The sequence below is a fragment of the Bradyrhizobium sp. MI1.7 genome, from assembly GCF_055811795.1.
In genome coordinates this window covers 1-1,003 of the sequence record NZ_JBVVPO010000215.1, presented here as the reverse complement: position 1 = coordinate 1,003, position 1,003 = coordinate 1, and the positions used below count along the sequence as shown (strand labels likewise).

General features: G+C 64.6%; 1 protein-coding gene and 1 pseudogene. Both read left to right on the top strand.

Features of this window, described 5'->3' with window-relative positions; all coding sequences use genetic code 11:
- Positions 1 to 21 precede the first annotated feature (21 nt).
- A pseudogene (tnpC, locus tag AC0L3X_RS47190) lies at positions 22 to 872 on the top strand (IS66 family transposase); the annotation flags it as partial.
- Positions 864 to 1,003 (top strand): transposase domain-containing protein (locus AC0L3X_RS47185; RefSeq protein WP_473317615.1); only part of this gene is annotated, 140 nt, incomplete at its 3' end. The pseudogene tnpC and the gene AC0L3X_RS47185, both read left to right, overlap by 9 nt.

Sequence of the window (1,003 nt, the reverse complement as noted above, 5' to 3'; positions counted from 1 at the left end):
GCCACGGTCGCCCAGGTTCTGGTGTCCAAATATGCCGATCATCTGCCGCTCTACCGGCAGGCCCAGATCTATGCCCGCCAGGGCATCGCTCTCGATCGATCGACGCTGGCGGACTGGGTTGAGCATGCCGCCTTCCACCTGCGCTCGCTGCATGAGCGCCTTCTCACGATGCTTCGAGCGAGGTCCAAGCTGTTCGCCGACGAGACGACGGTGCCGGTGCTCGATCCCGGTCGAGGGCGCACCAAGACCGGCCAGCTCTGGGCCTATGCCGCCGACGACAGGCCCTGGGGCGGCCTCGATCCGCCGGCATCGCCTATGTCTATGCACCCGACCGCAAGGCCGAGCGGTTGTTCAGCCATCTTGCCGGCTACAAGGGCGTCCTGCAGGTCGATGGCTACACCGCCTATCCAAAGCTTGCCGAGCGCGGCGAGGTCGAGCTCGCCTTCTGCTGGGTGCACATGCGGCGCAACTTCTACGAACTCGCGACGGCGGGCCCCGCGCCGATCGCAAGCGAGGCGCTGAAGCACATTGCCGCATTCTACGCGATCGAGAAGGAGATCCGCGGCCGCAGCCCGGAGGAGCGCCGTCTCGTGCGTCAGCAGAAAAGCCGACCGCTGGCCGATGCATTCGAGGCTTGGCTACGCGCCAAGCTGGCTCTCATCAGCCAGAAGATCAAGCTCGCCGCCGCCATCCGCTACGCTCTCTCGCGCTGGCAGGGGCTGACGCGCTTCATCGATGACGGTCGCATCGAGCTCGACAACAATACGGTCGAACGATCGATCCGCGGCATCAAGCTCAGTCGCAAGAACGCGCTGTTTGCCGGATCCGACGGTGGTGCCGAACACTGGGCGGTCGTCGCGTCCCTGGTCGAGACCTGCAAGCTCAACGACGTCGATCCGCTTGCCTATCTCACCGACGTCCTGACCAGGATCGTCAGTGGTCATCCGAACCGCGACATCGACCAGCTATTGCCTTGGGCCTACCGCACTCAGTTCCTCAAAGC